Raw genomic sequence first — 25,434 nt, 5'->3', positions numbered from 1 at the left:
GTTTCGCTCGGGATTGCCACGCTGCCAAGGCAACAGAGGTTTCCCCGAATTTGAGCAGTTCTACCAAGGAGCAGAGTGAACTTACCCCAAGGCAACCCAATCAATTTTCACCGTCCTCATACGAGTCGTAGGTGAAAATTTGTTAAGTCCGCTGCTCTAACCAAGCATGAGCTAGAGGCCCTAAAACTGTTTTACCGTTATCGCCCAATTTAAAAAAGGCAAACTTGTAGCCTATATGTAGCCTTGGCCTATTTTACCACTTTCAGATCTCCCTAACTCTTTGATTTTATTAAAAAATTAGAATTAGCTAAACCGTTATGAGTCCGCTGCTCTAACCAGGCATGAGCTAGAGGCCCTGAGGTACTGCTGGCGCAAGGGCAATATTGCCGCCTCGCGCTGCCGTTTTGGAAACGGACACGCGAGGATAGGGGTATCGGCCTCGCGCGTCAAGCCCTATTGGCGGCTAGTTTGCTTCGAGGAAGCTTTTCAGCTTGTCGGAGCGAGATGGGTGGCGCAGCTTGCGCAGCGCTTTTGCTTCGATCTGGCGGATGCGCTCGCGCGTCACGTCAAATTGCTTGCCCACTTCTTCGAGCGTATGGTCGGTCGACATTTCGATGCCGAAACGCATGCGCAGCACTTTGGCTTCGCGAGGCGTCAGGGAATCGAGCACGTCCTTGACCACGCCGCGCATCGACGCGTGCAGCGCGGCGTCCGAAGGCGCCAGGGTGTTGTTGTCTTCGATGAAGTCGCCCAGGTGCGAATCGTCGTCGTCGCCGATCGGTGTTTCCATCGAGATCGGTTCCTTGGCGATTTTCATGATCTTGCGGATCTTGTCCTCGGGCATTTCCATCTTGATCGCCAGCGTGGCCGGATCGGGCTCGGCGCCGGTTTCCTGCAGGATCTGGCGCGAGATGCGGTTCATCTTGTTGATCGTCTCGATCATGTGCACCGGGATGCGGATGGTGCGCGCCTGGTCGGCGATCGAACGGGTAATGGCCTGACGGATCCACCAGGTGGCGTAGGTCGAGAACTTATAGCCGCGGCGGTATTCGAACTTGTCGACCGCCTTCATCAGGCCGATATTGCCTTCCTGAATCAGGTCGAGGAACTGCAGACCACGGTTGGTATACTTCTTGGCAATCGAAATAACCAGACGCAAGTTGGCCTCGGTCATTTCACGCTTGGCCTTGCGCGCCTTCATTTCACCGGCGGCCATCTGGCGGTTGATATTGCGCAAGTCCGGCAGCGGCAGCACCACGCGCGCCTGCAGGTCGATCAGGCGCTGCTGCAGTTCCTTGATGGTCGGAATATTGCGTCCCAGAATGGCGCTGTAGGCGTGGCCGGCGTTGACTTCGCCATCGACCCAGTCCAGGTTGGTTTCATTGCCAGGGAACACCTTGATAAAGTGGGCGCGCGGCATGCCGCAGCGGTTGACGGCCACATCGAGAATCTGCTTTTCGATATGGCGCACTTCATCGACCTGGCCACGCAGGGTGTCACACAGCTTTTCCACCACCTTGGCGGTAAAGCGGATGCTGAGCAGTTCGTATGAAATGGCTTCCTGCGCCTTGGCGTAGGGCTTGGAGTTATAGCCTTCTTTCTCGAAAGCGCGGCGCATCTTGTCGAATTGCTGCGAAATGAGGGCGAACTTTTCCAGCGCGGCACGTTTGAGCGTTTCAAGCTGTTCAGCCGAGAAACCGGCCGCGCCCGACGGGCTGGCTTCTTCCTCTTCTTCCGCTTCTTCCTCTTCCTCTTCGGCCTCTTCCTCGTCTTCTTCGACGGGTGCTGCTGCCACGGGCGCCGCTTCCGGCTCGCTTTCATCGACCAGGCCGTCGACGATCTCGTCGATCTTGATCTCGTCGTTGGCGATGCGGTCGGCCGCGGCAATGATCTCGGCGATGGTCACCGGGCAGGCAGAAATGGCCTGTATCATGTCTTTCAGGCCGTCTTCGATGCGCTTGGCAATCTCAATTTCGCCTTCGCGCGTCAGCAGTTCGACCGAACCCATTTCGCGCATATACATGCGCACCGGGTCGGTGGTGCGGCCGAAGTCGGAGTCGACCGTCGACAGTGCCGCTTCGGCGGCCGCCTCGGCCTCATCGTCGCTGGTGACCACGGCAACATTGTCGGTCAGCAGCAGGCTTTCCGCATCGGGCGCGTGCTCGTAGACGGCGATACCCATGTCGTTGAAGGTGCCGATAATGCCTTCGATGGCTTCCGGATCGACGATGTTTTCGGGCAGGTGATCGTTGATCTCGGCGTAGGTCAGGAAACCGCGTTCCTTGCCGAACTTGATCAGGGTCTTGAGCTTCTGGCGCCGGCGCTCGAGCTCTTCCTCGCTCGCTTCTGTATCCGAAGAAAACGCGTCTTTCAGCAGTGCGCGCTCCTTGGCCTTGCGGTCCTTGGCCTTGGCCTTGTCGACCGCTTTCAGTTCTGCCCGTTCGACAGCATTGAGCGCGGCGACCTCGTCATTTTCTGGCTGGAATTCTTTCGGCTTGCGACCACGGCGGCCTGGCACTTTTACCGAAGGCAAGACATAGCTCGAGGTATCGATGGCAGCCAGGGTGGCGGCATCGGTTGTCTGGCTGACCACGGGCGGCGTGCTGACAACCCGGTTTTCGGGGCGGTCGAGCGCCTTCTCGGCTTTCGTGGTAACTTTGGTGGGCTTTGCAGCCGCTTTGGATTCGGGTTTCTTGATTGGCACAGGCGCTTTCGATTACACAACGACTTGCTTTACGGTGGATTAGGATAAAGTTTGCTGCCAGCGACCGTCGTGCTGCACGGGCGCTACCATCTCGATACTGCCGTCATGACACTGTCACGATGACCTTACTTACACCTCGTCGGCCACGATCCGCGGGAACCGCAGCCATTCCTGTCCACCGACTGTTGCCAGCCGGGTGTGCAGAAAGGTCTGCATCCGACCGCATCAAGAAGCGAGAGCCTGGTACGGCTGGCCAGCACCGCCTGATAAGCGACGCCGCACCACCGTTTGGCCCTGGCTGCCGACGCGGTCCGTGCGCCGATCAAGAGCCTAACTTACTGAAAACAAATACTATTTACGAACAGAACTAGCTTGCCAAAGCACACAATACTTAGCATTTAATTATAGCACGCGAAAAATCTTTTTCCAGTGCGCTCCGTTTCAATCGGGCAATATTACCTAATAGACATCTCCGCTTCGCGCTGGCGTTCCAGCTCTGCCTGCTCCTGCATGATTTCGCGGTAGCGTACACCAATTTTGTCCGATGGCAAACCTGACGCGAACAGCTGCTGCAGCTCCGCTTTCAGGGCATTGCCCTTGATCTCGCGGATGGTGCTGATCAGCCAGGATTTCTCGCTGTCAAAGTCCGACTCGCTGCCTGCGGCAATCTCGCCAATGATGTCATCATACTCCGTGCCCAGTTCTTTCAGCACCTGCGCCAGTGCAGCGAAACTGCCGTGCTCGCCCAACGCCTGGCCGGCCGCCACCAGTTGCCCAAGACTATTGGCCGCATCGGGGCCCAGCGTTTCAAAGGCGGTCAGCGCCGAGGCGTCGATGTGCAAGGTCAGCGGCGGATGCGCCACCAGCATGCGCATGATTTTCAGCTCCAATCCCACCGGCACCGGACGACCCGATTTGGGTGGCGCACGGCGCGCCACCGCGACCGGCCGGGCCAGTTCGAACAGCGCTTCAATTTCGGCCGGCGTCGATTCGGTCAGGCTGGCCAGGCCGCGTACGATTTGCAGGCGCAGCGACGATGGCGTCATCAGTTGCAGCAGCGGCTTGGCGTCGAACTGCACGCGCGCGCGCCCTTCCGGCTCGGACAAATCATGCTCACCCGACACTTCCTTGAGCAGGAACTGCGACAGCGGCATCGCTTCATGCACCTGCTGCTCGAAGCCTTCGGGGCCGAATTCGCGGATATAGCTGTCCGGATCGTGCTCGGCAGGCAAAAACAGAAACTTGATGGTTTTATTATCCGACACGTGCGGCAAGGCCGCTTCGAGCGCGCGGCGGGCGGCGCGGCGGCCGGCCTTGTCGCCGTCAAAGCTGAAGATCACGTTATCGGTCTGGCGCAGCAGTTTTTGCACGTGGGTCGGCGTACAGGCCGTGCCCAGCGTGGCCACCGCCTGCGGAAAACCCATTTGCGCCAGCGCCACCACATCCATATAGCCTTCGGTCACCAGCACATAGCCGGCGTCGCGGATGGCCTGGCGCGCTTCGAATAACCCATATAGTTCGAATCCCTTGGAAAACAAGGGGGTCTCGGGCGAATTGAGGTATTTTGGTTCACCGTGATCCATCACGCGACCGCCAAAGCCGATCACCTGGCCCTTGGTATTGCGGATCGGGAACATGATGCGGTCACGGAAGCGGTCATAGCGCTTGCGGTGGTTGCCCTCTTCGTCGACCTTGTCGATCACCAAGCCGGCTTCGACCAGCGCTGTCACTTCATAGTCGGAAAACACGGCGCGCAGATTGTCCCAGCCGCCAGGCGCAAAACCCATGCCGAAGCGCGCGGCAACTTCACCGGTCAGGCCACGGTTTTTCAGATAGGCAATGGCGTCGGGCGCATGGCGCAGTTGGCCGCGATAGTAATCGCAAGCCTGCGTCATCGCTTCGGTCAGCGCCAGGCTTTGCGCCTGCATCTGCGCGCGCTGGGCCGGCGGAATTTTGTCATCGGCCTCGGGCACGACCATGCCCACGCCTTGCGCCAAATCCTTGACGGCATCAACAAAGCCCATGCCCGAATACTCGATCAGGAAACCGATCGAGGTGCCATGCGCGCCGCAGCCAAAGCAGTGATAGAACTGCTTGGTGGGGCTGACGGTAAAGCTCGGCGACTTTTCATTGTGAAACGGGCACAGGCCCATGAAATTGGCGCCGCCTTTTTTCAGCTGCACATAGCGGCCCACCACGTCGACGATATCGACCCGGTTGAGCAAATCGGAAATGAAAGATTGTGGTATCACGGGCTGGAACGGTCTTGTTATAGATCAGACTATACTACCGCACGCGGCCTGAGGTTGAGCCAGATCAACGTGCGGTGCTTGCCAAGGCAATCAGGCTGCCGGCGCCAGCGCTTTCTTGATCAGGCCGGACACCACGGCCATGTCGGCGCGACCGGCCAGCTTCGGCTTGACGATGGCCATCACCTTGCCCATGTCCTGCGGACCGGCGGCGCCCGAGGCAGCCACGGCGGCGACCACTTCAGCGGCCACTTCTTCGTCCGACAGGCCGGCTGGCATATAGCCCACCAGGTGCGTCAGTTCGGCTTTCTCGATATCGGCCAGGTCGGCGCGGCCACCGGCTTCGAATTGCGAAATCGAATCCTTGCGCTGCTTGATCATTTTTTCCACGATGGCCAGCACCTGCACGTCCGTCACTTCGATGCGCTCATCGACTTCCTTGCGCTTGATTTCAGCCAGCAGCAGGCGCACGGTGCCGAGCTTGCCGGTATCCTTGGCGCGCATGGCGTTTTTCATGTCTTCGGTAATTTGTTCTTTCAAACTCATGACGATCCTCGTTTGGTAATATTGGTATGCAGGCGGGCCACAAAAGCGAAAACCCGCTGCGGCGAACCGGAGCGGGTATGCGACTCATCTGAAGCTGTGCTTCAGTCGAATCAAAACAGAACCCGCGGCGAACAAGGCGCCATACTGCGCGGGTTGGTTCTGACTGAACAGTCTTAGAACAATTTTTTAGGCAGTTGTTGGCTGCGGATACGCTTGTAGTGACGCTTGACAGCAGCTGCCAGCTTGCGCTTGCGCTCAGCCGTTGGCTTTTCGTAGAATTCGCGAGCGCGCAGTTCGGTCAGCAGACCGGTTTTTTCGATGGTGCGTTTGAAGCGACGCATTGCGACTTCGAACGGCTCGTTTTCTTTAAGGCGAATAGTGGTCATGTAAAATTCAAACCGTTGAGGTGGTGTATAGGAAGAGATAGATAGTAGCAGCTTTTATCGGGAAATGGAAGCCCTTCCCGCGCCGAGTGCGGACTGCAGAGTTGCAATACTGCCCAGATGTGGCGTAAACCACGCATCGGAGCAGTGTACATCATCAGGCGGCAACGCGGTGGCCAAGCGCCAATTACTGCAGCGCCAGCCCCGCCGCCATGCCCGATGCCCAGGCCCACTGGAAGTTATAACCGCCGAGCCAGCCCGTCACATCGACCGATTCGCCAATAAAGTACAAGCCAGGCACCTTGTTGGCCATCATGGTCTGCTGCGACAGTTCGCGCGTATCGATGCCGCCACGCGTGACTTCAGCCTTGCGGTAGCCTTCCGAGCCGTTCGGCACAATCGACCAGGCATTGATGGCCTGGCCCAGCTTGCGCAGCTGCGCGTCGGGCATATCGGCAAGGCGCGCGTCGGCAGCCAGGCCATGCACGGTCAGCAGGCAGGCGGCCAGACGCTCCGGCAGCCACTGCGCCACGATATTGCCCAGCTGCTTTTTCAGGCTGCCCTTGCCTTCGATCAGCGTCTGCGCCAAATCGACTTCCGGCAGCAGATTGATGATGATCGGCGTACCCGGCTGCCAGAAACTGGAAATTTGCAGAATTGCCGGGCCGGACAGGCCGCGGTGGGTAAATAACAAGTCTTCACGGAAACGTGCACCGGTGGCCTTGCGCCCTTTCAGGCTGCCCGTTTCCACATCGACCTCCAGCGCAATGCCGGACAATTCGGCAAACGGCGCCCAACTGGCAGCATCAAAGGTCAACGGCACCAGCGCCGGGCGCGGCTCGATCATGCCAAGGCCGAACTGCTTCGCAATGCGGTAAGCAAAGTCGGTCGCGCCGATTTTCGGGATCGACAGGCCGCCGGAGGCAATCACCACATTGGCCGCCTCGATCTCGCCGCTGTCGGTCTGCAGGAAAAAGCTGCCATCGTCGCGGCGCTCAAGCTGCTCGATCTTGCACGGCATGCGCCAGTGTACGTCGCCAGCGGCGCACTCGTCCTTGAGCATCTCGATAATCTGCTCGGCCGAGTCGTTGCAGAACTGCTGGCCCTTGTGCTTCTCGTGATAGCCGATGCGGTGTTTTTTGACCAGCGCCAGGAAGTCCTGCGGCGTATAACGAGACAAGGCGCTTTTGCAGAAATGCGGATTTTCCGACAGGAAATTCTGTGGACCGGCATGGGTATTGGTGAAATTGCAGCGCCCGCCACCTGAGATGCGGATCTTCTCGGCCAGCTTGGCCGCGTGATCGATCACCACCACGCGCTTGCCCTGCTGCGCGGCCACCGCCGCGCACATCATGCCGGCCGCGCCCGCGCCGATTACTGCCACATCAAACTGTTTCGCCATATCACCACTCGCCGCCGATTACAAAAGCAGCATTGTAAACGCTGGCGCGCCTTCAGGCGCCGCCGGCAATCTTGCGCGAGGCCATCAGGCACTGTTCCACCTGCTCGGCTATCGATGGCGGCACCGGCACCTCGCCGCGCAGCACGGCCTGTATCCAGGCAGCCGTGGTAGCCGCATCGCGCTCGGCCGGCAAGTCCGGCAATTGCCCGACCAGCGCCTGCTTTTCCACCAGCACCGTGCGTTGATGCGCGTGGAACCAGTCGATCTGCTGGGCCTTGTTGGCGTTGGCCACCGTTTCGCCTTCGGTGCCGCGCATCAGGAAGGCGTCGCCGCGTCCGCCTGGCGCTGCCGTGGTGAAATATTCACCGAGCATTTCCAAGTACTCGGGATGCGTGTACGACACCAGCCGCAGCGCCGGGCCGGCAAACGGCTGCATGATCTTGACCAGCGTATGAGCTGAATTGCGCACACCGAGTATGCGGCGCAGCGACAACTGATGCGCCATGGCCGGCGCCAGCGTGTCGATGGCCATAAACGCGGCCTCGCCGCGCGCCATGGCAGCTTGCGCCTCGGCAAGACTGGCTGCGGCCGGCACGCCCAGTGCGGCCAGCACTTCGGCCGTGGTCACGCGGCCCGGATCGCTGGTGACGCCATGCACGAGCACCGGTGCGCCGGCGCGCACCAGCAGCAGCGCCAGCAAGGCGGTCAGGTTGGCCATCTTGCGCGCGCCGTTATAGCTGGGAATCACGATCGGCGCGTACTGCCCGGCCGGTGCGTGCAATGGTGCAAACGACGCTTCGGCCGCCTCCAGGAAGCCGGCGATCTCGTCAACCGATTCGCCCTTGATGCGCATCGACAACAAAATGCCGCCCAGTTCCAGCTCGGACACGCGCCCTGCCAGCATGGCGCCATACAGCGCGCGCGCATCGTCGCGCGTCATGCTGCGCGCGCCATTCTTGCCGCGGCCGATTTCCTTGATAAAGCGGGCGGCCGGGAAAGGCTCGCCGGCCACGTCGGTATGGGGTATGGATACAGTAGTCATGGCCCGAGCTTACACGCAAACCGGCGCGCCATCAGCGCCAGGCAGCGTGATTTTTGAATCCAGTTGCCAGTCTGCCACGTATCAACGTCAGGAGGGCATCATCATGGAACATTCAAGCGGCGCACAGCATCCGGTCGTGGGCATTGAAACAAGCAGGCTGCACCTGAAAGCGGTGCTGCTGCAGCAGGGCGAAGTGCTGGTCAAGGTGGTGGAAAACGACCTGGCCGGCTACCGCTGGCTGCGCAGCTGGCTGCAGAAAAACGGCGCAGAGGCAAATGGCTTGCGCATCTGCATGCGCTTCGACCAGCCATATGGCGAAGTTGCCGCGCGCAATCTGGTTCTGATGGGCATGCAGGTATGCGCAGTCGAACCGGCTGCGCTGGAACAGTTTGCACACCAGCAAGGACTGGGCGCGGGCGCCGGCCATAGCGCCGTGATGCTGGCCCGCTACGGCGCCGTCGCCCTGCCAGCGCGCTGGACGCCGCCGTCGCCGGCCTGCATGGAGCTGCGGCTGTGGCTGCGCCGCCTGGCGGCGATCGAGGCGGTGCGCAAGCAGGAATGCCAGCGCCTCGACGCCCACCTGGCGACCGGCCAGCAGGCGCTGCATGCGCTGCTGCAGCAGCAGATTGCCTGCCTCGACCAGCAGATTGCCCAGCATACAGCGGTGATCATGGCGCATGTGCGGCGCCACCCGAATCTGCCCAAGCCGCCGGCACTGGCCCGGCGCGGCCAGTGCGTGGCGCGGCAGGACATAAAGGAGCAGGCTGGCGCGTTCGCGCTGCACTGAAAACCGACAGAACGGCGGCGTTTTGAGCCGCTATCGGCTGGCAGGGCGCATTTCCGCTACACTATTGCCTCTTTATAAGCATGCGAACGAAAGCCCAGCCAGATCATGAATACGCCAGACATCGAAAATATCAACGTCACCTCGTTTGCGCCGATGCCCACGCCGGCCGAGCTGCACGCGAAACTGCCGCTGTCGGCCAGCGCCTTTGACACCGTCAACCGTGGCCGCGAAGCGCTGCGCGACATTATCGACCGCAAGGACCAGCGCCTGTTCGTGGTGGTCGGCCCCTGCTCGATCCACGACCCGGTCGCCGGCCTCGACTATGCACGCCGCCTGAAGGCGCTGCAGGAAGAAGTCAAGGACACCATGCTGCTGGTGATGCGCGTGTATTTTGAAAAGCCGCGCACCACCACCGGCTGGAAGGGCTATATCAACGATCCGTACATGGACGATTCGTTCAAGGTCAACGAAGGCATGGAAAAGGCGCGCCAGTTCCTGCTCGATGTGTGCGAACTGGGCCTGCCGACCGCCACTGAAGCGCTCGATCCGATCTCGCCGCAATACCTGGGCGACCTGATTGCCTGGACCGCCATCGGCGCGCGCACCACCGAATCGCAGACGCACCGCGAAATGTCGTCGGGCCTGTCGACGCCCGTGGGCTTCAAGAACGGCACCGACGGCGACATCAGCATCGCCATCAACGCCATCCTGTCATCGGCCCACCCGCACTCGTTCCTGGGCATTAACGGCGAAGGCAATGTGTCCATCGTGCGCACGCGCGGCAACGCCTATGGCCACGTGGTGCTGCGCGGCGGCGACGGCCGCCCGAACTACGATTCGGTGTCGATCGCAATTGCCGAACAGGCGCTGGCCAAGGCCAAGCTGCCGGCCAACCTGGTAGTGGACTGCTCGCACGCCAACAGCTACAAGAAGCCTGAACTGCAGCCTCTGGTGATGGCCGACGTGATCCACCAGATCCGCCAGGGCAACCGCTCGCTGGTGGGCGTGATGATCGAATCGAATCTGGTCAAGGGCAACCAGAAAATCCCGCAGGACCTGTCGCAGCTGACCTACGGCTGCTCTGTGACCGACGGCTGCATCGACTGGGACACCACCGAGACCATGCTGCGCGAGGCGCATGCGCAGCTGCTTAATCGGCCGGCCTGAGCAAGGTCATTCACGCCATCTGCACATGCGGCAGCAGCGCAAACGAGCCGGCCAGCGCCTGCTCGGCTCGGCTGGCCGGGATATTGAGTTCCTTTACATCGAGATAAATGCGTCCGTCCATCAGGCGTACGGCATAGCGGCGCACGGCTGCCTGCACGGGTGCGACCAGCCGGTCGCTGCCGAGATCGACCAGCCAGCTGCCGCACGGGCCCAGCAGCTGCGCGCCATCGAGCGTGCCGCCGGCCAATGAGGCGCCCGGCAGCGGCAGCATATCGAGCAGCGCATGGACGGTATCGTCCGCGTCGCGAAACAGCGCCACGCCCGGCAGCTCCTGCCAGGCCAGGCCGCGCTGCACCATGCGCGCGCCCGCCAGCGGCATGTCCTTCAGGCGGCAAATCATCGTCCATTGTTCCGGCATCACAAGCTCCCTCAAGAAATGCACAGGCTTACTCTAGCAAGAGCGATGCCACCTGCACTGTGCAGGCAAATCAGGGCGCAAGGCGCGTCTGCGCGTGAGCCCATGCACGCTGCAAGTGCAGCTTGCCGCCGAAATGGTGCAGGGACAGGTGCACCGGCTTTCCTTTACAATGTCGGATTACTTCTTTTATCTTCCATCTTCATGATTGTTCTTGGCGTCGAATCCTCCTGTGACGAAACCGGCCTGGCCCTGTATGACACCGAGCGCGGCCTGCTGTCGCACGCACTTTATTCGCAAGTGGCCATGCATGAAGAATACGGCGGCGTAGTGCCGGAACTGGCTTCGCGCGACCATATCCGACGCGCCCTGCCGCTGCTGGATGAAGCGCTGTCCAAGGCCAATATCGCGCTCGACAAGGTCGACGCCATCGCCTATACGCAAGGCCCGGGCCTGGCCGGTGCGCTGCTGGTCGGCTCGTCGGTGGCCTGCAGCCTGGGCCTGGCCATCGACAAGCCGGTGCTGGGCATCCATCACCTGGAAGGCCATCTGCTGTCGCCGCTGTTGGCCTCAGAACCTCCCGAGTTCCCGTTTATTGCGCTGCTGGTGTCGGGCGGCCATACGCAGCTGATGCGCGTCGATGGCGTGGGGCAGTACACGCTGCTCGGCGAAACGCTCGACGACGCGGCCGGCGAAGCGTTCGATAAGTCGGCCAAGCTGCTCGGCCTGGGCTACCCCGGCGGCCCGGCCATTTCGCGCCTGGCCGAATTTGGCGACCCGCTGGCCTACAAGCTGCCGCGCCCGATGATGCATTCCAAGGACTTCAATTTCAGCTTTTCCGGCCTGAAAACGGCGGTGCTGACGGTGGTGAAAAACCACGAAGAAAAGGTGATTGCCAATATCTGCGAGCAGGACAAGGCTGATATCGCACGCGGCTTTGTCGACGCCATCGTCGAAGTGCTGACCGCCAAATGCGTGTCGGCCCTCAAGCATACGGGCCTGAAGCGGCTGGTGATTGCCGGCGGCGTGGGCGCCAATGCACAGCTGCGCGCCTCGCTCAATGCGGCTGCTGCCAAGAAGCGCTTCAAAGTCTACTACCCGGAACTGGAATTCTGCACCGACAACGGCGCCATGATTGCCTTTGCCGGCGCCATGCGCCTGCAGATCAACCCGCAGGCAGCAAAGCGCGACTATTCGTTCAATGTGCGGCCGCGCTGGCCGCTGGACGAACTACGCGAGGTCTGATTGCCAACTTGAGGCGGCGCGCCCCAGCATGGCGCGAAACGCCTCGAACACCTTCTGCATGACAGGGCGCTTGTACGGGTACATCTGTTCGGCGTCCATCGCATGCACGATCATGGCGTTGTCGGCCTCGAATACCAGCAGCTGGCCATCCGGCGTCTCGGCGCAGTCGATGCCCAGATAAGGCATGGCCATGCGCGCGTCGATGGCGCGCAGCGCCTCTGCATGGCGCTGCGCAAACTGCTGCTCGAAGTTCGCCATCACCTGCGCCTCTTCCTCGCGCTTGGCCACGCTCTCGTCCATGCCGGCATTGAGGTAATGGATCATCCAGTGCGACGAGACGGCAAAGTGGCAGATATACGGCAGCCCATCGACCAGCACGATGCGGTATTTGCGGAACTGGCCGTCGCTGCTGCGGTAGTCGACAAAACGGGCCATATAAAAGCGCTCGGCATCCACCCTGTCGAGGTAAGCCAGCAGATCGCTGGCCTTATCCATCTTTTCCAGATCATGCCCGGCGTGCGAGCCAAGCGGACGCACGATCAGCGGAAAATCGTCACCGGGCAGCAAGTCGCCCAGCGTCAGTTCTCCGTTGGCCAGCGCGGCCAGCTGCGCGCGCTCGAGACGCACCGTACGCGGCATCACCACGCCAGGCACATCGTGCAGCTGCGCAAACAGGCCATCGCGCGAGGTATGCGCAATCTGCTGCGGCGGATTGATCACCGGCCGCGGCCAACCTTCAAGGTAAGCGGCCAGGCGCGCCAGCAAGGGCTGGCTGGCATCCGACTCGGCCACGCCGACCAGGAGCACATCATGGTCGGGCACAAGCTCGGGAAACGCCATATCGGCCGTCAGGTACAGCAGTTCGAGCGACACATCGGACTGCTCGACCAGGAATTCGATCGGCGTATTGGACATCAAGTCGCCCGGCCCATTGATCACCAGCACGCGCAGGCCGTTACCGGACGCTTGCTGCGCCGGCAGGCTGTAGTGCTGCTGCAGCTCGATCGCCTGCGCCTGCACCGCCAGCGCCATCTCGCGCTCGCCCTTCAATTGCAGCACGGTGGAGAAATCAAGCCAGGCGTGCGCATCATCAGGAAAAGCCTGCGCGCGCGCCATCAGCGCCTCGCCCAGCGGCGCCAGGTCTTCGTGCATGAAAGCGCGGCGCATCAGCGGCGCCACGCCGATCAAGGGCGCATGGGGCGTGGCCGCCTGCAGCAGCAGATCATTCATATGGGGTTCCATTCAGGCGCGCCGCGCCAAAGCGCAGTACGCCGGCAACGAGCGCATCGATATCGGCGGCGCGCGTGCGGTGATTGACGATGGCGGCGCGGATCGCCAGATGACCATCGATGGTGGTGGACGACGGCGCGGCAATGCCCGATTCATGCAGGTCGGCCACGATTTCGCCATTAAAAGCGTCACTGTCGCCATGCGGGCGGCCACGGTGGCGGAAACACACGATATTGAGCGTGACTGGCGCCATCAGTTCGAGTTCCGGCGTCGCTTCGACCTGCTGTTCCAGGTAGCGCGCCAGCGCGCAGGTGTGATCTATCGCCGCGCCCAGGCGCTCGGCGCCATGCACCTGCAGCGTGAACCAGGTTTTCAGCGCGCGAAAGCCGCGCGACAGGTCAGGACCGAAGTCGCACGGCCACGGTGAACCGCCGGCCAGGCCGCGCACTTCGCGCCGCAGGTAGGCGGCCGGCGCGGCAAACGCCGCCATATGCTGCGCACCATCGCGCACCAGCAGATAGCCGGCGTCATATGGCACCTGGCCCCATTTGTGGAAGTCAAAGGCAATCGAATCGGCCCGTTCGATGCCGGCCAATAGCGGCGCAATTGCGGGCGCCAGCATGCCCAGCGCGCCATAGGCACCGTCGACATGGAACCACAGCTTTTCGCGTGCGGCCAGGTCGGCCAGCGCTGACAGATCATCAATGGCGCCGGTATCGACCGTGCCGGCGGTGCCGGCGATAAAAAATGGCCGCAAGCCGGCGGCGCGGTCGCGCGCAATCGCCTGCGCCAGCGCGGCCACGTCGATCTGCTGGCTTGCGTTGACGGCAATGCGGCGCAGGCTGGCCGTGCCCAGGCCAGACAGATCCATCGCCTGCGCAATGCAGCCATGGGCGCCGGCCGAGGTGTAGGCCACCAGCGGTGCGCCTGCGAGGCCCTGCTGGCGCGCGGCCACGCCGAGCGTCTGCGTGCGCGCCACCAGCACGCCCATCAGATTGGCCATCGAGGTGCCGGTCACGAACACGCCGCTGCTGGACTCAGGAAAGCCGAACAGCTCGCGCATCCAGCGCCCGATCTGACGCTCCACTTCGACCGGCATCTGGTTGCGTCCACCGACATTGGCATTGAGACCGGCAGCGAGCATCTCGGCCAGCATGCCCACCGGCGTGCCGCCGCCATGCACCCAGCCCATAAAGCCCGGATGCACATTGCCGACGGCGTAAGGCAGCACCTGCTCAATAAAGACCGCATGGGCGTCGGCCAGCTGGCCAGGCGCCTGCGGCAGCGGCCGGGCAAACGCGGCGCGCGCCGTCTCGGGCGCGGCCTGCCAGACAGGGCGCTGGCGGATGCCTTGCGCATAGTCGAGCATATCGTCGAGCATGCGATGGCTTTGCGCACGGAAATCGTCCCAGTCTTCCGGGTCGAGTGAGGGCGGATCGGGTGGCAGCATGATGGCGTCAAGGTCTGGTGATAAGCAATTATCGCACTGCCGCCACTGCCCGGGGCGCCATTTACATTATTCCAGGCTGCGCAGCGCGCCTTCCACCTGCGGATAGCGGAACACAAATCCGTCACCGAGCAGCCGGCGTGGCGCCACGCGCTGGCCTTCGACCAGCAAATCGGCCTGCTCGCCCAGCAGCGTGCGCATCACCACGGCCGGCGTCGGCACCAGCGCCGGGCGGTGCAGCACGCCTGCGGCGGTTTTCGCAAAGTCGCGCTGCGCCATGGCTTCGGGTGCACAGAAGTTGTAGGCGCCGTCAACGCGTCCATGCAGGCTGGCGCGCGCAATATGGGCCATGGCGCGCAGCACGTCATGCACATGGATCCACGACAGCCACTGGCGCCCGCTGCCCAGCGGGCCACCAACGCCCAGACGTATCGGCAGCAGCATCTGCGGCAGCGAACCCTGGTGGCCAAATACCAGGCCCAGGCGCATGCAGGCCACCTGCACGCCGTATTGCTGCGCTTCTTGCGCGGCCGCTTCCCATTCGCTGCACAGCTGCGACATGAAGACCGGCTGCGGCGGACTTTCTTCCTGCAACTCGCGGTCATCGCCCTGTGGCTGTACGCCGTAATAGCCAATGGCCGAACCGGACAGCAGCAGGCGCGGCTTGTGCTGCGCGCGCGCAATCCACGCCACCAGCTGCTGCGTCAGCGCCACGCGGCTGCGCCGCAGGGCCGCCTTGCGCGCCGGCGTCCAGCGCTGGCCGACAATGCGCGCGCCAGCCAGGTTGACCACCATATCGATCGGCTGCGCATCGGACAATTCATCGAAAGACGTAATGCAGCGCACCTTGCCGTCGAACTGCCAGGCCGCCTGTTTGGGCTGGCGCGTCAGCACCGTCACCTGGTGGCCATCGGCCAGCAGGGTGGCTACCAGCTGCTGGCCGATAAAGCCGGTGGCGCCGGTTACCAGCACACGTTGCGACGCAGCGCCAAAAGACAGCGCACCCAATTGTTCCTGCGGCGCGCTGGTACGCCGGCCCAGCTGCCAGGCAGCATAGCCGTCGCGCAGGCCCGACAGCCCCACGCCAATGCCGCACAACGCCAGAAACACGCTCAGCAGCCCATACGGTTGCCACACCAGCGCGGTCGGCTGGCCGGCCCAGTCGGCGCTGTTCAGGGCCAGCAGCGCGATAAAGGCGCCGGCATTGATCGCCAGCACCGTGTGCGTGACGCGCTCGGTGGCCGGCAGCAGCCGCGTGCGGTCTTCCACCACGAAGTCCCACAATGTGAGCACGATTTCCACGCTGAAGACGATGACCAGCACCCAGGCCCAGGCCCCATGCCACTCCCAGGCAGACAGGCCGGCAAACAGCACGCTGTAAATCAGTGCACGGATCGAATGGATGGTCAGTTCCAGCCGTGCCGATGCCTTTTGCGGCAGCGCTTCGGTGATCTCGTGATGGTAGATGGTGTCAAAAGCGCCCAGGCAGCCTTGCGCTGCCATCAGCTGCAGCGCCAGCAGATGCGTATTCATGGTGTCTCCTTGGAAGATGCAGGACCGGATGCTTCGCGAAATACGCCCACTTGCGTAAAAGTAGTACCGAACAGCGCGTGGCGTATCTCGATGCGGATATTGAATTGCTGCCGGTTGTCGTTGCGGTGGCAAAGAAAGGTTTGGCCAGGCGTGAAGAGGCCGGGCAGCGGCATGCGCCAGCCGAACAGGTCGAGAAAATAGCCGTCGCTGGTAAAGTACAGATTGCCTTCGCGGACATCGAGCAGCAGCTTCATGCCCAGACCCATGCCCACATATTCCAGCACTTCACCGCGCGCGCTTTCGGCCATATAGGAAGTAAAGCGGATGGCTTTGCGGCCATGCAGGCGGTAATTGCGCTGCTTGAAAATATGCGGGCAACCGGGGCGCGAATAGACTTCGATCTCGACCGGGAAATTGGTGTCATCGTAGGGAATCAGTGCGCCGTCGATAAACGGGCGCGTCAGATGGCCCAGCAGCTTGCCCAGGCGCGAGCTGCTCAACTCACTGAGCTGCCCCTGGTAGTAGAGCGGCTGGCCCGGTGCGGGATTTTTCTCGAAACGGCGACGGATATCGGGATGCAGTTCGAGCCAGCGTGCGCCCAGTACCTTTTTGAACAACTCCCCTTCCGATGGGCCGCTCATGGCTTTGCCGCCTTTCTGGCTTTGGCCGGCTTGTCGGCTTTGTCAGTCTTGTCATTGGGGCTGAAGAATTTGGCCACCTTGCCGCCCATCGACAGCATGCGCTGCAGGGTGGCCGGCGGCAGATTGCTGTAATCGCTGTAGGCGGTGTCAAGCATTTCCAGGAAGGCCAGCACCTCGTCCATGCGCGCCAGCGTGGCCGGTTCGATCGCGGCGTCCTGCGCGCCCTCGATTGCGCATTCGCGCAGCACCGTCAGGGTCGGGTCGATCTCGCGCCGCTTGCGCTGTTCCATAATCACGCGGAAAATTTCCCATACGTCCTGCAGCGCCACGAAATGGTCGCGCCGGTCACCCATCACATGCGTGCTGCGCACCAGGCCCCAGCTTTGCAGTTCCTTGAGGCTGTTGCTGACGTTCGAGCGCGCCACATTGAGGCTGGCGGCAATCTCTTCGGCCGTCAGCGGCGCGTTAGCCAGGAACAGCAAGGCATGGATTTGCGCCACCGTGCGGTTGACACCCCAGCGCGTACCCATCTCGCCCCAGTGCAGGATATATTTTTGCGTGGTCGGACTGAGCTCCATGATTTCCCTTATTTCTGTCATTACAGAAATGTAAGACGATCAAGAAACCAAGTCAAGCACGATACGATTCAATCTTTCAGCGGCCGCTGTCCCATCGCGCGCAGGAACTGCTGCTGCGATGCGTGCAGCTCGCGGTAGCCGATCTTGCGGTAAACCAGTCCATGGCGTGGCGCCAGTTCGGCAATAATGCGCGCCAGCGCCGGGTAATGGCGGTGGTTCCAGGTGGGGAACAGATGGTGCGTCAGGTGCAGGTTCAGGCCCCCCAGCCAGTAACCGAGCCAGCGCAGCGCGCGCGGTTTTGGCGTCCAGTCGCAGGCCGTGTAAAACGTGTGCTGATACCAGTCATGCGGCAGGCTGCCGTCCTGCCCCGGCTGGAAGAACTCGACTTCGGCCCAGTGCGTGCCCAGAATCAGCGCCACCAGCGCGCATGAAGCGAGCATCTGACCCAGCAGGTACGCGCCCAGCACCGTGCCCCAGCCGATGCCGCTACCATGCAGCAGCCAGATCGGCAGCGCCAGCACCAGCGCCACATGCGCCAGCTTCCAACCCAGGAAGGCCGCCCAGCCGCGCCAGCCCTGCAGCCGGCTGTGCACGACCACCGGCGTCTTGCCAAAGCGGTCGAGCCAGTCGCCATACCAGTTCAGATAGGGTAGCGACAGCGCCGCCACCAGCGGCCAGTACAGATACTGATAGCGGTACTGCGGCGACCAGGCCTGGTACGGCGTCTGACGAAGAAAAGGATTGGGTTCGGTATCGAGGTCGTAGCCTTCGACATTGGCGTAGGTATGGTGGAAATGCACATGGCGGATGGTCCAGAAATCGGTATCGACGCCGACCGGCACGCTGACCAGGCGCGTGAGCAAACGGTTCCAGCGACCGGTGCGGAACATGGCGCTGTGGGCACCGTCATGCAGGCTGTTCATGGCCAGTACCATGGCGGTGACCAGGCAGGCGACATAGCAGGCAACAAACATGGCCACGCCCGATGCGTTCAAGGCCAGCACATACAGCAGCGTGGCCAGGCCAGCCAGTGCCAGCGATTTGGCCCACATGCGCCAGTCGGCAAAGCGGTGCGTGGCGGCGCCTGCCAGATAGGCGTCGGCGCGCTCGCGCAGTTCGCGGCGGAACGCTGAATCGCGGGCAGGCTTGAAACGCAGCGGCGGCAAGGTCGTCAAGCCTGGCTCTCCCTGCGCGCCGGCCACCACAGGCGGCGCGCGCCATCGAGGCCGTGCACCAGCAGCAGCGCCAGGAACACCACGCCCCAGGCGTCATACGCGCCATACCAGCCGATAAACAGCAGCGGCGTGGCCGCGGCAATCGCCACCCAGGCCAGTGCTCCCCAGCGGCGCGCATCCGACAGGCCGCCCAGCGCCAGCGTGCCGGCAAAGATCAGTGCAAACAGCAGTCCCTGCTGCAGCCCTGACAACGCCGCCTCATGATTGACGTAGTAGATCACCAGACCAAACAGAATCACGCCGCCGAGACCGATATACAGCTCCGGCACCACGAACGGCGCGCGCTGCTGCCAGTGCGGAAAACGCGCACGCAGCAACTTGAACAGTTTGCCGTTGCTGGCCAACAGTGGGTTATGGGTCGGGGTCATGCCCTTGACGCCGTAGCGCATTTCCACGCCGTCGAGTTCGGGCTGGAAGCTGCCGAACCATTTATCCCAGACCAGCAGGGTGCCGCCGAAATTGCGGTTGATATAGCGCTTGTCGGTGCCGTGATGGACGCGGTGGTGCGAGGGCGTGACCATGATTTTATCGAGGAAACCCGACTTGTTGACCAGTGCGTTGTGGTTGTAGAACTGCACCGAATAGTGCAGCGACGAGACCACCACGAATACTTCCAGCGGCACGCCCAGCACGGCCAGGATGGCGATAAACGGGAAATTGGTCAGCGACGAATACCAGGAATTGCGCACCCCCAGCGACAGGTTGAAATGCTCGCCCTGGTGGTGTACCACATGCACGGCCCACAGCAGCGGAATCTTGTGGTGCAGTCGGTGCATCCAGTAGAAGCACAAATCCCAGGCCACGAAGGCAAACGCCCACTGCGCCGCCAGCGGCCACTGGTCGACGACATGCAGGTTGGCGTAGCGCAGCAGCAGCGCAAAGGCCGCCACTTCCACGCCGCGAAACACCCACATCAGGATATGGCCGGAATTGAGATTGAAGATCACGTCTTTCCATGGCACCGGCTTCTTGCGTACCCATTTGAGTATCAGCAGTTCGGCCAGCACAAAGACCAGCATGATCAGAAAAGTCAGGGCGAAATGGTTCATGGCGCGATTTCCGAGGAGGCGCTGCGCTGCTTGTGCGCGCGGCGACACGGCAAGCTTACCTGTATTTTTGCCAGCATGCCGCCCGCCACACCGACCAGCAGGCCGGCGGCCAGATCGATGCTAACATGGCGGCGCAGCGCAATAATGGCATAGGCGATGCCCAGCCCCAGCAGCACAGACAAGGCAGAGCGCAGTGGGCGCTCACGCTCGGCCAGCGCCCAGACGCACAGCAGCGTCAATGCGCCGTGCAGCGAAGGCAGGCAGTTCTGGGTGGAGTCGGCCGCCTGCAGCAGGCGCAGCATCTGCGTACTCCAGCCCGTGCCCTCGCCCACCGGCGGATAAGCCAGCGTGGTCGGATAGAGCAAAAACACCACGCCACACATCAGGGCCGACAGAGCCATCGCACGCGCCAGCCAGCGCACCCTGTGCGGCTGCGCTACCAGATAAGCATACGGAATCAGGATAAAGAAGGACAGATACAGCCAGATGGCCGAGTCGCTATAGGCAATCGCACGGTCCAGTGCCGTTTCGGGCAGCAGCACGCCCTGCCCTTGCAGCAGATCGCTGGAAAAATACACGAGGCCCACGCTGCCCCAGCCAGCCAGCAGATGCAGCAGGCGCGCCCAGACACTCATGCTGCGGCCTTGCGCACGATGCGGCGCCGTTTCGTGGTGGGATCGAACGGCGGCAGCGTGCTGTCCAGTGTCCATTCGAGGCGCTCGGTTGCCACGCCCAGGGCACCGAGAATTTGTTCTAGGTGCGCGCGCAAGGCAGCCAGGCCAGCGGCATTCTGCGCCGCATGCAGCTGCAAGGCGCACTCGCCGTGCTGCACCAGCCGGTAGTCGCCATCGGGCGGCAGTGCCTGCGCAAAAGCGCGCGTCAGTACATCGGCAAACACCGCTACCGGCGCGCCCGCTGCCGACGGCAGCAGCAGCATATCGTCGCAGCGCCCTTCGATGCCGTCGATGGCGCGCGTGACGCGCCCGCAAGCGCATGGCGTGGCACGCGCCAGCAGGATATCGTCGAGCCGGTAGCGCACGATGGGCTGCGTGGTGCGGGTAAAGTCGGTAATCACCGGCACGAAGCGGCGCTGCTGCGCATCGAGCCACTGTGGCTCGATCTGCACGTATTCCTCGTTCAGGTGCAGCACGCCATGCTCGCAGCTGCTGGCCAGGAAACCCTCGGTGGCCTGGTAGATTTCATGCACGGTGCCAAAGGCCCGTTCGATCAGCGCTCGGTCCTGTTCTTCGAGCACTTCGGCCACGGAAATCACTTTTTTCGGTTCCAGGGCCAGCTCACCAGCGAGCACACGCTGCGCCAGCTGGCGCAGTACCTGGGCAGGTGCCACCACAACCGTTGGCTGGTAGACGGTCAGCTGCGCGCACAGGCTGTCGAAAGGCTGGAACAGGTCGTAAAAGGCAAACGTCAGCCAGGGCGAGCGCACGGCCGTGTACAGATTGCTGTTGGCGCGCAAAAACAGCGCCACGCGTTCGCCGGCAAACAGGCCATTGGGCAGCGCCTTGGCCAGCATCACGCCGGCCCACTGCGCCTTTTCACGCGGGCTGACGGTAAATACGGCGCGCTGCGACGAGGTGCCCGACGACAGCCCCACCGTGATCTCGCCCACGGCCGGCGTAAAGTCGCGGCTGCGCTCAGCCGCCATGGCCGCCGCCATCGCCTCGGCCAGCGTGACGCCGGCCGTATTCATGCGGTCGAAATGCTCGAGCATCAGCGCCTTGTTCATCAACGGCCACTGCGCCAGCGGCAAAGCGGCAAATGGCGCAAAGTAGCGGCTGCGCGTGCACAAGGTGCGCATAAAGCGCGCCAGCTGCCGCTGCTGATGCTGTTCAAGCTGCTCGCGGCTGGCAAAGCGCAGGCGCCGCGTGCGCCAGTACGACAGCAGCAGCCAGACGATGCGCATCATGGACGGCCCGCCAGCGGCACGTAGTCGGCCGTGTCTTCATGCGTAATGCGGATCTGCGCCTGGCCCGCGCCATGCAGCTGGTGCAACTTGTGCAGCGTGTCGTAATACGGCGCGCGCTTGTGCTGGATAATAAACGACAGCTCGGACGGGCCGCGCAGCTGCTGGAAGCTCTCGGGCGTCCAGGCCGCGTCCGAGGCCAGCAGCGTCCAGCCGCTGTCCTGCAGCACAAAAGCACCGATATGGCCATGCGCATGGCCGGGCAGGTCAACAATATAGATTTCACCGGTGCCGCTGATATCGCGCCCGTGGCCAAACGGCTGCAAGGCAGCCGGCAAGGCCGTCTGCGGCACGCTTTCAACAAAGTCCAGCCGCTGTTCGATATCATCGGGCAGCAGTTCGGGCACAAACGCCTGGCGCACGGCGGCAAAGCCGGACAGGCCGCGCACGGCGTCCCAGCCGGTTTGGGACGCCATCAGGCGCGCTGCCGGAAAGTCGCGCAGGCCGGCGATATGGTCCGCATGAAAATGCGACAGCAGCAAAGTGCCGATATCATCGGGCGCCACGCCATGCGCGCGCAGCTGGCCGCGCAGCGATTCTTTAGGCTCGAACGCAATCGGCGTCACCCACGCATACAGGCGATAGACGCCCCTGGCGGTGGCGGCGCGAAAGTGTTCGGCGTAACCGGTATCCCATAAATACAGGCCATTGCGTGTCTCGATCAGGTAGGCGCGCGAAGGGAAGCAGCGGCTGGCCAGTCCGCTCCCCTTCAACACCATGCACGATGGATGCGTGCAGTGGCCCACGCGAAAAGCGGTAATCCTAGCCATTGCGCTCCCTGGGCAGCTGCTGCGCAGCCGCTTCCTGGCGCAGCCACCGGGCGGTGCGCGCAATGCCTTCCTGCAGGCTGACGATGGGCCGGTAGCCGAGCACCTTGCGCGCCTTGGCGTTATCGAGCGTCATGTCAAAGCTCAGCGCGCCGAGACTGTAGGCGGTCAGCGACGGTTCACGCCGCGTCAGGCGCGAAGCCAGTTCCATCGCGCGCGCGGCCAGCGCCAGCACGCGGTACGGCAGGCTGACAATCTCGAACGGCTGCTGCAGCTCATCGCAGAACAGCGCGCGCAAAATATCGCACAGGCGCGCCGGTTCGCCATTGGTGATATTGAAGGCCACGCCTGACACCAGTGACTTGTGGATAGTGGCCAGCCACATCGCATGCACCACATTGTCGACATAGGTCACGTCGATGGTGGCCGCGCCGCCATTGGGCAACGGCAGCTTGCCGCCGCGTTCCTGCAGCACGCGCGCCAGACGCGGGATCAGCACCTGGTCGTGCGGGCCGAAGATGGCGCGCGGACGCAAAATCACGCACAGCATCTGCGGATGGCGTTCGGCGCTGTCCTGCACCAGTTTTTCCGCCATCGCCTTGGTGCGCGCATAGGCGTTCACATAGCGCTCGGGCCGGAAGGTTTCCGGCACCTCGTAGCGGTTGCGGTAATCAAAATACATGGCCGGCGTGGAGATATGCACGAAGCGCTTGACGTGTGCACTGGCGGCAGCGCGCAGCAGTTGCCCGGTAGCGGTGACATTGGCAGCGATAAAATCCTGCTCGCGCCCCCACGGCGACGACAGCGCGGCGCAGTGCCAGACCGTGTCGATACCGCGTACCAGCGCATCGGCCTGCAGCTTTGTTGCCTGCGCCAGATCGAGCGGAAAAAATTCGGCGCCCATGCGTTCCAGCTCGCGCCCTGTTTCCGCATTGCGGCCGGTGGCGCGCACCTGCACACCCTGCTCCAGCAAGGTGCGCACTGCATTGCGACCGAGCCCGCCGGTGGCGCCCGTGACCAGTATGCGCTGCATCCGCTCTCCTATGATCCTATAAGTCGACGATCATGCCGCCCACCGTCAGGCCGGCGGCCGTGCCCATCATCAGCAGGCGCTGGCCCGGCATGGCGCGCCCGGAGCGCACCGCTTCATGCAGCGCGGTGGGCAAGGATGCGGCCACCTGGTTGCCATGGGTTTCAAATATCTTGACGATTTTAGCATCGGGCACATCGAGGATGCGGGCGGCATGGGCCAGGCCCAGCGGACTGGCCTGGTGCGGCACGACGACATCGACCTGGTCGAGCCCCACGCCAGACTCCGCCATCAACTGGTCGAGAAACTCCGGCATCACCTTGACGGCCAGGCGGAACACGCCCTTGCCGTCCATATGGAACAGATAATCGTCAGGCACGCTGCCCTGGCGCGGATTGCGTTCGGTGCCGCCGCCGCGGATTTCGCAGTGGTGGCGCCCTTCAGGATAGGTCGCCATTTTGTAAGCACGGATGCCACTGCTGCCATCGCCGCGTTCGACGATCACGGCGGCGGCGCCGTCGCCAAAGATCATCGACGACTCCGGCTCGCGCCAGTCGACGCCGCGCGAGGCCAGGTCGGACGAGACGATGGCAATGCGGCGGTAACCGCCATCGGCCAGCATCGAGGCGGCCACGCGAAATGCCGCCATGAAACTGAGGCAGCTGGCGTTGACGTCAAAGGCCGGTGTGCCCGGCGGCAGGCCGGCATGCAGCGCGATAAAGCAGGCGGTATTGGGCAGCGCCTGCTCGGGCACGGCGCAGGCGCCGATCAGCAGGTCAATATCGGACGGCTGCAAATTGGCATGCTGCAGTGCGTCCTGCAGCGCGGCGGCGCCCAGCTGGCTTTGCGATTGATCGGGCGCGGCCACGAAGCGCGACTGCACGCCGCTTTTCTGCAGCGTATAGCCGGGCGGGTGGCCGAACTCGAGGTCGATTTCAGCAGAAGTGACGCTGCGCGACGGCACAGCCTTGCCAGTGGCAATCAGGCGAACGGGGATCATTGTCGGCCTTTACAAGACAACTTCAGGTTTCAGGGGCGGCAGTGCGTCACCGCAGTGCTGGCAGAAGCGCGCGTCTTCCGGCAGGTCATCGGCCAGGCAGCCTTCGCAGCGGCGTGCGGCGCTGTCACGGCTGTTGCGGCTGCCGCGCTGCATGGTCATTTCCGAGCTGATGATGCCGGTCGGTACAGCCAGGATGCCCCAGCCGAGCAGCATCATCATCGAAGCAATCGCGCGTCCTATATCGGTCTTGGGCGCGATATCGCCAAAGCCCACCGTGGTCATGGTGCTGACGGCCCAGTATACCGAGGTAGGGATGCTGGTAAAGCCGTTTTGCGGCCCTTCCACGACATACATCACGGTCCCCAGCAAAAACACCACCATCATCACGAACGACAGGAAAATCAGTATCTTGCGCCGGCTGGCCAGCAATGCCCGGCCCAGCATCGTATATTCATGCACATAGGTGGTCAGCTTGAGAATGCGGAACATGCGCAGCAAACGCAGGATGCGCACATCGATCAGCACATGCGCGCCTGGCAGCAGCAAGCCGATATAGGTCGGCACGATCGCCAGCAGGTCGATCACGCCAAAAAAACTTCTGGCGTAGCGCACCGGATGCTGCAGGCAGCACAGGCGCGCCAGATATTCGATGGTAAACAAAACGGTAAAGAACCATTCGAGCGCCATCAGCTCCTGGCCGTAACGGGCCGCAATGGCGCTCACGCTGCTCAGCACCACCACCGTCACGCTGATCAGGATGGCGGCGATCAGCAGCAGATCAAAAGTGCGCCCGGCGCGGGTTTCGGACTCAAAAATGACCGCGTACAGCTTCGCGCGCCAGCCCTGTTCGGGCTTGCCGTATCGCTTCTGTACCTCTTGCGCTGCATTATGTGCTGCTTTATGCGCCGCCTGCTGCTGCGCAGTCAGGGGGCGTGTTCCGGTGCCGGTTTTCATATTGTTAGTAGCTTCATAAGGCGTGATTGTAGCCATAATCGTTGCCACA

Annotated in this window: 23 protein-coding genes; 3 read left to right on the top strand and 20 right to left on the bottom strand. The window is 62.6% G+C overall.

Going from position 1 to position 25,434, the window contains the following annotated elements; all coding sequences use genetic code 11:
- Nucleotides 1-463: 463 nt before the first annotated feature.
- The 6 genes from rpoD to ybiB form a co-directional block, all read right to left on the bottom strand.
- Entirely contained in the window at nucleotides 464-2,704 is a 2,241-nt protein-coding gene (rpoD, locus tag GCM43_RS08375) for an RNA polymerase sigma factor RpoD (protein ID WP_152243125.1), read from the bottom strand.
- A 455-nt stretch (nucleotides 2,705-3,159) separates the two neighbouring features.
- Nucleotides 3,160-4,956 (bottom strand): DNA primase, encoded by a 1,797-nt coding sequence (gene dnaG / locus GCM43_RS08370; protein WP_152243123.1) that lies wholly within the window; start codon nucleotides 4,954-4,956, stop codon nucleotides 3,160-3,162.
- Between the two features lie 90 nt (nucleotides 4,957-5,046).
- Nucleotides 5,047-5,499, bottom strand: coding sequence for a GatB/YqeY domain-containing protein (locus tag GCM43_RS08365; RefSeq protein WP_152243121.1), 453 nt, complete (start codon nucleotides 5,497-5,499; stop codon nucleotides 5,047-5,049).
- Between the two features lie 173 nt (nucleotides 5,500-5,672).
- Nucleotides 5,673-5,885: a 30S ribosomal protein S21 gene (gene rpsU, locus GCM43_RS08360; RefSeq protein ID WP_008451879.1), complete on the bottom strand. Its 213-nt coding sequence runs from the start codon at nucleotides 5,883-5,885 to the stop codon at nucleotides 5,673-5,675.
- Nucleotides 5,886-6,069: 184 nt separating this feature from the next.
- Nucleotides 6,070-7,284 (bottom strand): BaiN/RdsA family NAD(P)/FAD-dependent oxidoreductase, encoded by a 1,215-nt coding sequence (locus GCM43_RS08355; protein ID WP_152243119.1) that lies wholly within the window; start codon nucleotides 7,282-7,284, stop codon nucleotides 6,070-6,072.
- 52 nt (nucleotides 7,285-7,336) lie between these two features.
- Complete coding sequence (gene ybiB, locus GCM43_RS08350) at nucleotides 7,337-8,326, bottom strand: DNA-binding protein YbiB (protein WP_152243117.1); 990 nt, start codon at nucleotides 8,324-8,326, stop codon at nucleotides 7,337-7,339.
- Nucleotides 8,327-8,429: 103 nt separating this feature from the next.
- Between ybiB and GCM43_RS08345 the strand changes: the two genes are divergently transcribed.
- Nucleotides 8,430-9,113, top strand: coding sequence for a hypothetical protein (locus GCM43_RS08345; RefSeq protein ID WP_152243115.1), 684 nt, complete (start codon nucleotides 8,430-8,432; stop codon nucleotides 9,111-9,113).
- 105 nt (nucleotides 9,114-9,218) lie between these two features.
- The gene (locus GCM43_RS08340) at nucleotides 9,219-10,280 is read left to right on the top strand and encodes a 3-deoxy-7-phosphoheptulonate synthase (protein WP_152243113.1); all 1,062 of its coding nucleotides are present in this window, start codon (nucleotides 9,219-9,221) and stop codon (nucleotides 10,278-10,280) included.
- Between the two features lie 10 nt (nucleotides 10,281-10,290).
- On the opposite strand, the gene GCM43_RS08335 is transcribed toward GCM43_RS08340, so the two are convergent.
- Nucleotides 10,291-10,698 carry a Rieske (2Fe-2S) protein gene (locus tag GCM43_RS08335; protein ID WP_152243111.1) on the bottom strand — a complete coding sequence of 136 codons (408 nt, stop codon included), beginning with the start codon at nucleotides 10,696-10,698 and terminating at the stop codon, nucleotides 10,291-10,293.
- A 201-nt stretch (nucleotides 10,699-10,899) separates the two neighbouring features.
- On the opposite strand from GCM43_RS08335, the gene tsaD reads away from it, so the two are divergent.
- Nucleotides 10,900-11,940 (top strand): tRNA (adenosine(37)-N6)-threonylcarbamoyltransferase complex transferase subunit TsaD, encoded by a 1,041-nt coding sequence (gene tsaD, locus GCM43_RS08330; RefSeq protein WP_152243109.1) that lies wholly within the window; start codon nucleotides 10,900-10,902, stop codon nucleotides 11,938-11,940.
- On the opposite strand, the gene GCM43_RS08325 is transcribed toward tsaD, so the two are convergent.
- The 13 genes from GCM43_RS08325 to GCM43_RS08265 form a co-directional block, all read right to left on the bottom strand.
- Nucleotides 11,926-13,170: an ATP-grasp domain-containing protein gene (locus tag GCM43_RS08325; RefSeq protein ID WP_152243107.1), complete on the bottom strand. Its 1,245-nt coding sequence runs from the start codon at nucleotides 13,168-13,170 to the stop codon at nucleotides 11,926-11,928. The genes tsaD and GCM43_RS08325 overlap by 15 nt on opposite strands.
- A complete protein-coding gene (locus GCM43_RS08320) occupies nucleotides 13,163-14,620 on the bottom strand; it encodes a pyridoxal phosphate-dependent decarboxylase family protein (protein ID WP_152243105.1) in 1,458 nt (485 codons plus the stop codon). Before GCM43_RS08320 ends, GCM43_RS08325 begins: the two co-directional genes overlap by 8 nt.
- A 66-nt stretch (nucleotides 14,621-14,686) precedes the next feature.
- A complete protein-coding gene (locus tag GCM43_RS08315; RefSeq protein WP_152243103.1) occupies nucleotides 14,687-16,150 on the bottom strand; it encodes a TIGR01777 family oxidoreductase in 1,464 nt (487 codons plus the stop codon).
- Nucleotides 16,147-16,791 (bottom strand): DUF4166 domain-containing protein, encoded by a 645-nt coding sequence (locus tag GCM43_RS08310; RefSeq protein WP_152243101.1) that lies wholly within the window; start codon nucleotides 16,789-16,791, stop codon nucleotides 16,147-16,149. Before GCM43_RS08310 ends, GCM43_RS08315 begins: the two co-directional genes overlap by 4 nt.
- A complete protein-coding gene (locus tag GCM43_RS08305) occupies nucleotides 16,788-17,369 on the bottom strand; it encodes a GbsR/MarR family transcriptional regulator (RefSeq protein ID WP_152243099.1) in 582 nt (193 codons plus the stop codon). Before GCM43_RS08305 ends, GCM43_RS08310 begins: the two co-directional genes overlap by 4 nt.
- 68 nt (nucleotides 17,370-17,437) lie before the next feature.
- Entirely contained in the window at nucleotides 17,438-18,544 is a 1,107-nt protein-coding gene (locus GCM43_RS08300; protein WP_226929393.1) for an acyl-CoA desaturase, read from the bottom strand.
- Complete coding sequence (locus tag GCM43_RS08295; protein WP_152243095.1) at nucleotides 18,541-19,653, bottom strand: sterol desaturase family protein; 1,113 nt, start codon at nucleotides 19,651-19,653, stop codon at nucleotides 18,541-18,543. The genes GCM43_RS08300 and GCM43_RS08295 overlap by 4 nt, the downstream gene beginning before the upstream one ends.
- Entirely contained in the window at nucleotides 19,650-20,288 is a 639-nt protein-coding gene (locus GCM43_RS08290) for a phosphatase PAP2 family protein (protein ID WP_152243093.1), read from the bottom strand. Before GCM43_RS08290 ends, GCM43_RS08295 begins: the two co-directional genes overlap by 4 nt.
- Complete coding sequence (locus GCM43_RS08285; protein WP_152243091.1) at nucleotides 20,285-21,577, bottom strand: F390 synthetase-related protein; 1,293 nt, start codon at nucleotides 21,575-21,577, stop codon at nucleotides 20,285-20,287. The genes GCM43_RS08290 and GCM43_RS08285 overlap by 4 nt, the downstream gene beginning before the upstream one ends.
- On the bottom strand, nucleotides 21,574-22,404 hold the full coding sequence (locus GCM43_RS08280) for an MBL fold metallo-hydrolase (protein WP_152243089.1): 831 nt from the start codon (nucleotides 22,402-22,404) through the stop codon (nucleotides 21,574-21,576). The genes GCM43_RS08285 and GCM43_RS08280 overlap by 4 nt, the downstream gene beginning before the upstream one ends.
- Nucleotides 22,397-23,434: an NAD-dependent epimerase/dehydratase family protein gene (locus tag GCM43_RS08275; RefSeq protein WP_152243087.1), complete on the bottom strand. Its 1,038-nt coding sequence runs from the start codon at nucleotides 23,432-23,434 to the stop codon at nucleotides 22,397-22,399. Before GCM43_RS08275 ends, GCM43_RS08280 begins: the two co-directional genes overlap by 8 nt.
- 16 nt (nucleotides 23,435-23,450) lie before the next feature.
- Nucleotides 23,451-24,431, bottom strand: a complete 981-nt coding sequence (locus GCM43_RS08270) for a 3-oxoacyl-ACP synthase III family protein (protein WP_152243085.1) — start codon at nucleotides 24,429-24,431, stop codon at nucleotides 23,451-23,453.
- A gap of 9 nt (nucleotides 24,432-24,440) precedes the next feature.
- Complete coding sequence (locus GCM43_RS08265; RefSeq protein WP_152243083.1) at nucleotides 24,441-25,385, bottom strand: ion transporter; 945 nt, start codon at nucleotides 25,383-25,385, stop codon at nucleotides 24,441-24,443.
- Nucleotides 25,386-25,434 lie beyond the last annotated feature (49 nt).

Origin of the sequence: Janthinobacterium aquaticum, from assembly GCF_009208565.1 — a bacterium.
Classification (GTDB): domain Bacteria; phylum Pseudomonadota; class Gammaproteobacteria; order Burkholderiales; family Burkholderiaceae_D; genus Janthinobacterium.
This window is presented reverse-complemented; position numbering and strand designations above follow the sequence as displayed.

What these genes read in the sequence shown, in the direction of transcription:
- GCM43_RS08275 (WP_152243087.1), bottom strand. Translation starts at nt 23,434, where the DNA reads ATGCAGCGCATACTGGTCACGGGCGCCACCGGCGGGCTCGGTCGCAAT.
- GCM43_RS08365 (WP_152243121.1), bottom strand. Translation starts at nt 5,499, where the DNA reads ATGAGTTTGAAAGAACAAATTACCGAAGACATGAAAAACGCCATGCGC.
- GCM43_RS08305 (WP_152243099.1), bottom strand. Translation starts at nt 17,369, where the DNA reads ATGGAGCTCAGTCCGACCACGCAAAAATATATCCTGCACTGGGGCGAG.
- GCM43_RS08340 (WP_152243113.1), top strand. Translation starts at nt 9,219, where the DNA reads ATGAATACGCCAGACATCGAAAATATCAACGTCACCTCGTTTGCGCCG.
- GCM43_RS08320 (WP_152243105.1), bottom strand. Translation starts at nt 14,620, where the DNA reads ATGCTGCCACCCGATCCGCCCTCACTCGACCCGGAAGACTGGGACGAT.
- rpsU (WP_008451879.1), bottom strand. Translation starts at nt 5,885, where the DNA reads ATGACCACTATTCGCCTTAAAGAAAACGAGCCGTTCGAAGTCGCAATG.
- GCM43_RS08355 (WP_152243119.1), bottom strand. Translation starts at nt 7,284, where the DNA reads ATGGCGAAACAGTTTGATGTGGCAGTAATCGGCGCGGGCGCGGCCGGC.
- GCM43_RS08265 (WP_152243083.1), bottom strand. Translation starts at nt 25,385, where the DNA reads ATGAAAACCGGCACCGGAACACGCCCCCTGACTGCGCAGCAGCAGGCG.
- GCM43_RS08280 (WP_152243089.1), bottom strand. Translation starts at nt 22,404, where the DNA reads ATGGCTAGGATTACCGCTTTTCGCGTGGGCCACTGCACGCATCCATCG.
- GCM43_RS08315 (WP_152243103.1), bottom strand. Translation starts at nt 16,150, where the DNA reads ATGAATACGCATCTGCTGGCGCTGCAGCTGATGGCAGCGCAAGGCTGC.
- GCM43_RS08335 (WP_152243111.1), bottom strand. Translation starts at nt 10,698, where the DNA reads ATGCCGGAACAATGGACGATGATTTGCCGCCTGAAGGACATGCCGCTG.
- GCM43_RS08270 (WP_152243085.1), bottom strand. Translation starts at nt 24,431, where the DNA reads ATGATCCCCGTTCGCCTGATTGCCACTGGCAAGGCTGTGCCGTCGCGC.
- GCM43_RS08310 (WP_152243101.1), bottom strand. Translation starts at nt 16,791, where the DNA reads ATGAGCGGCCCATCGGAAGGGGAGTTGTTCAAAAAGGTACTGGGCGCA.
- GCM43_RS08325 (WP_152243107.1), bottom strand. Translation starts at nt 13,170, where the DNA reads ATGAATGATCTGCTGCTGCAGGCGGCCACGCCCCATGCGCCCTTGATC.
- GCM43_RS08295 (WP_152243095.1), bottom strand. Translation starts at nt 19,653, where the DNA reads ATGAACCATTTCGCCCTGACTTTTCTGATCATGCTGGTCTTTGTGCTG.
- GCM43_RS08285 (WP_152243091.1), bottom strand. Translation starts at nt 21,577, where the DNA reads ATGATGCGCATCGTCTGGCTGCTGCTGTCGTACTGGCGCACGCGGCGC.
- ybiB (WP_152243117.1), bottom strand. Translation starts at nt 8,326, where the DNA reads ATGACTACTGTATCCATACCCCATACCGACGTGGCCGGCGAGCCTTTC.
- GCM43_RS08290 (WP_152243093.1), bottom strand. Translation starts at nt 20,288, where the DNA reads ATGAGTGTCTGGGCGCGCCTGCTGCATCTGCTGGCTGGCTGGGGCAGC.
- GCM43_RS08345 (WP_152243115.1), top strand. Translation starts at nt 8,430, where the DNA reads ATGGAACATTCAAGCGGCGCACAGCATCCGGTCGTGGGCATTGAAACA.
- tsaD (WP_152243109.1), top strand. Translation starts at nt 10,900, where the DNA reads ATGATTGTTCTTGGCGTCGAATCCTCCTGTGACGAAACCGGCCTGGCC.